Here is a 3,807-nt window from a genome sequence, read left to right as displayed (position 1 = left end):
GGCGGACTGGGACCGCGGCATTGCCTCGCAGATTGCGTTGGCGCGCAGGGAATCCCCGAACCGTGGCGGTCGGCATCTCGGGTTCGCTCAGGCGTTGGTGCACGCGATGCCGCACACCCTGGCCCTGTTGCGGTCGGGCCGGCTGAACGAATGGCGAGCCACGCTGCTTGTGCGGGAGACGGCGTGCCTGTCGGCGACGGATCGGGGCATCGTGGACCGCCGGTTGTGCTCGGACCCGGCCACCCTCGACGGCGTCGGCGACCGCGGGCTGATCGCCCGCGCGAAGGCGTTGGCGGTCGAACTCGACGCCGCGTCCGTGGTGCGGCGGCATCGTAAGGCGGTGTCCGAGCGTCGGGTCACGACACGGCCGGCCCCAGATTCGATGGCATATCTGAGTGTGCTGATGCCGGTCGAGCAGGCGGTGTGTCTGCAGGCCACGCTGGGTGGGGATGCCGACAGTCTGATCGCGACCGGCAACAGTGGCGGCCGGACCCGCAATCAGCTGATGGTGGACCTGTTGTTCGACCGCGGCACCGRAGCGTCGGTGGCGGCGGGGGTGCCGGTGGCGGTGAACCTGGTGCTCTCGGACGAGACTTTGCTGGCCGGCGGGCACGAGGCCGCGCAGTTGCAGGGATTCGGGCCGGTGCCGGCGGGGATTGCCCGGCAACTGGTGGCAGATGCGGTGGGGTCGGGTATCGAGGCCACCTTACGAAGGATTTACACCTGCCCGCAGTCGGGGGCGTTGACGGCGATGGAATCCCGGTCGCGGACGTTCCCGAAGAGCCTCGCGGCACTGATCGACCTCCGGGACCGCACCTGCCGCACCCCGTGGTGCGATGCGCCGATCCGGCACCACGACCACATCCGCTCACACCGAGAATCCGGTGCCACGACGGCAGACAACGGGTCCGGCCTCTGCGAAGTCTGCAACTACGCGAAAGAGGCGCCCGGCTGGGCTGCCCGTCCGATACACCGGCCCGGGCGCACCCACTTCATCGACCTGCGTACTCCGACAGGCCACCACTACCGATCGGCGGCCCCGCCGCTCCCGGCCGCGGCGCGAGAGTCGGAGGTCGAGACCCTTCTGATCACACACCTCCGCGCCTCGTGAACGACGCCTCCGAGACGGACGTGTAACGCCGTTGCTGCAATGTGCGACTTGTCTGTTAACGCGTTGACACCTACTCGGGTGTTCGACACGGGCTACGAACGGATGGGGTAGACCATGRAACGTCGCGTTTCAGCACGCAAGGTCGCGCATCGACGAAGGATCGCAGGCAGTCTGGTCGCGCCCGGCGCGTTGGGGCTGGCGGCGCTGCTCGCGACACCGTGGTCGAACCCGGGTTCACCGRCCACGACGTCGACAGCCTTGACCGCGGCGGCCTCGGACGCGTGCTACGACATGGTCAGCATCGCCGTCGCCGGCCGCGGCGACACCCCGCGCGACGGGACCCGGATGCTCGTGGCGCCCGACGGCACGCGGCTTCCCGCGTCGTACTCCAGCGACTACAGCAGTCCATGGATCGACGAGGTGGTGAATGCGCCGCAGCAATCCGTCGGCGGAGGGTCCTATGCCGCGGTCTACGTCGAGTATCCGGCCAACATGAACTCGTACGAAGACGCCGTGAACGCCGGCGTCGACAACACCGAAACCGTGATGCGGTCGATTCACGCGTCGTGCCCGGACACGAAGTTCTCGATCGTCGGCTACAGCGAGGGCGCCGATGTGGCACGGCGGGTTGCGATGGAGGTCGGCAACCAGGACGGCCAGGACGGCTCGTACGACATTCTCGATCCGGCGTCCGTGGTCGGCGTCGTCATCCTGGCGGATGCCGGCCGCAACCTCGGGGGAGGGCCATTTCCCGGTTCGGACAACGAATTCCGCAATCCCGACGGCTTCGACCTCGCCTACCAGTCGGGGCAGACGGGCACATCCGGGCGGGGAGCATTGCCCGGCACGTCGGGCAGCTTCGGCGCCCTGGACGGGAAGGTGGCATCGTTCTGCTCGGAAGGCGACCTGACCTGCTCCGCGCCCGAGAACATTGCGCTACTGCAGCTCGCGATCAACGTGGGACGGCAGCTGAACGTCGACTCGTTGCAGAAGGATGGGCTGACCCCCGCGACGGGACAGGATCTCGCGGTGGTGCTCGGGCAGATCGCCCTCGCCGCGTTCGCGGACATCCAGTCGCAGGACGATTGGATGCAGTCCGACGAGACGTTCCTCGACGTTTTGATCAAGGTGTCGGATCCGGCGTACAAGCCCGATAGCGGTGCGGCGCAATCGGACACGTCAGCTGGTCCGATCTCGTCGAATCAGGCGGTCGACCTGGTCTACCTGCCGGCGAAGGTGCGGAACGAGATCATCGGGTTCATTGCGGACAACCAGAACACGATCCAGGTGGCGATGAGCGACCCGTATCAGCAGACGCTGGGGGAGGGAACCGGCCATCACTTCGACTACTGGCGTGATGCGAACGCCGGCAGCGGGAAACCGCTGACTTCTGCCCAGTACGCCGCAGCCTGGTTGACACACCTGGCGCAGGAGGCGGAGAAGGGTGAGTCGCGCGCGGCCGCGGCGGAAGCGTCGACCGCGAAACTTGCCGCTGCCTCCACGAAGGAGACGGAAGCGGAAGCGGCTCAGGTCGTTCCCACCACCACGGACAGCGCGAAAAAGGCTCAGTTGGCGGGCAACCCGGTCAGTGCGACGACCACGACGACCAGCAGTTCGCCGACACCCACGACGACGGTCGCGACGACGACGTCACCGGAACCCACGACAGCGGTGGAAGTAGCCGCAGAAACCACGACGTCGGCGTCGGCGCCTCAGGCCGTCGCCGGAACATCGGACGCATCCGTGGTGACTACCACCGCGGCGGAACCCACCGCGACCACTGAATCGGAGTCACCGACGACCACCACGCCGGTCGTCACCACGACGACGCTTCAGCCGGCGGCCGGGTGACGCCCGATCAGCCCCGGTCGGCTTCGCGTGCGGCGCCTTCGAGGCGGGTCCGGTAGGTCTCCCACCACATCCGGTCTTCTGCGGGCAGGTTGGTGTTGTCCGCGCGCAAGACGACCGTGCCGTCGACGAGTTCGCGGACGATGTCGGCGTGCCCTGCGTGCCGGTGGGTTTCGGCGATGACGTGCACGAGAATCCGGTGCAGGGTGACGTCGCGGCGGGCGTTCGGCCAGTGCGGTATCCGGCCCGGCGCGTCGAGCGGCAGAGCCCGGATGGTGTCGTCGGCGTGCGCCCACGCTGTCCGGTACTGCCCGACGATGTATTCGCGTGACTCGTCGGGGGTCGTCCACATGTCCACGTTGTCTTCGGCGTGGTCGGTCACCCACGGTGGGTATTCGACGGATCGGCCGAAAGTCTTGCCGAAGTAGCCGATCTCGACGCCCGTCAGGTGTTTGACCAACCCCACCAGATTCGTGCCGGTCGGGGTCATCGGCCGGCGGATGTCGTATTCGGACAGCCCGTCAAGCTTCCACAGCAGGGCGTCGCGGGCGGCCTGGAGGTAGTGGTGCAGGTCGGCCTTCGGATCTGTCAATGCCCTTCCTGATCGGTCAGTTCCCTGCCTTCGAGGGCCTTGACGCGGCGCCGTTCGAGGAGCACGAGACCCGTGCCGATGACGAGGCAGAGGACGCAGGCGATTCCACCGATCAGCGCCCAGCCCTCGAATCCGTAGCCGGCCGCGACCAGCGTCAACCCGAGTACGGCGATTCCGGCGGCGATCAGGATGTAACCCGGCCAGTTGCGGCCGTCGGTGATCGCCTCACCGGCATGGTTGCGCATGGTGTGCGCAT

General features: G+C 67.6%; 4 protein-coding genes. 2 read left to right on the top strand and 2 right to left on the bottom strand.

Annotated elements, in window-relative coordinates:
* Positions 1-1,111 (top strand): HNH endonuclease (locus tag AC1D1G_RS42860; protein WP_477956671.1); only part of this gene is annotated, 1,111 nt, incomplete at its 5' end.
* Positions 1,112-1,225: 114 nt separating this feature from the next.
* The gene (locus AC1D1G_RS42855; RefSeq protein ID WP_477956670.1) at positions 1,226-2,962 is read left to right on the top strand and encodes a cutinase family protein; all 1,737 of its coding nucleotides are present in this window, start codon (positions 1,226-1,228) and stop codon (positions 2,960-2,962) included.
* Positions 2,963-2,969: 7 nt separating this feature from the next.
* Here the strand turns inward: AC1D1G_RS42855 and AC1D1G_RS42850 are convergent, their stop codons facing one another.
* The gene (locus AC1D1G_RS42850) at positions 2,970-3,551 is read right to left on the bottom strand and encodes a DinB family protein (protein ID WP_477956669.1); all 582 of its coding nucleotides are present in this window, start codon (positions 3,549-3,551) and stop codon (positions 2,970-2,972) included.
* A partial coding sequence (locus AC1D1G_RS42845; protein ID WP_477956668.1) for a hypothetical protein occupies positions 3,548-3,807 on the bottom strand: 260 nt, incomplete at its 5' end. The genes AC1D1G_RS42845 and AC1D1G_RS42850, both read right to left, overlap by 4 nt.

It is taken from the genome of Rhodococcus sp. P3_B8, from assembly GCF_056402775.1.
Note: the sequence above shows the minus strand (reverse complement) of the source record. Positions and strands in the feature narration are given on the sequence as shown.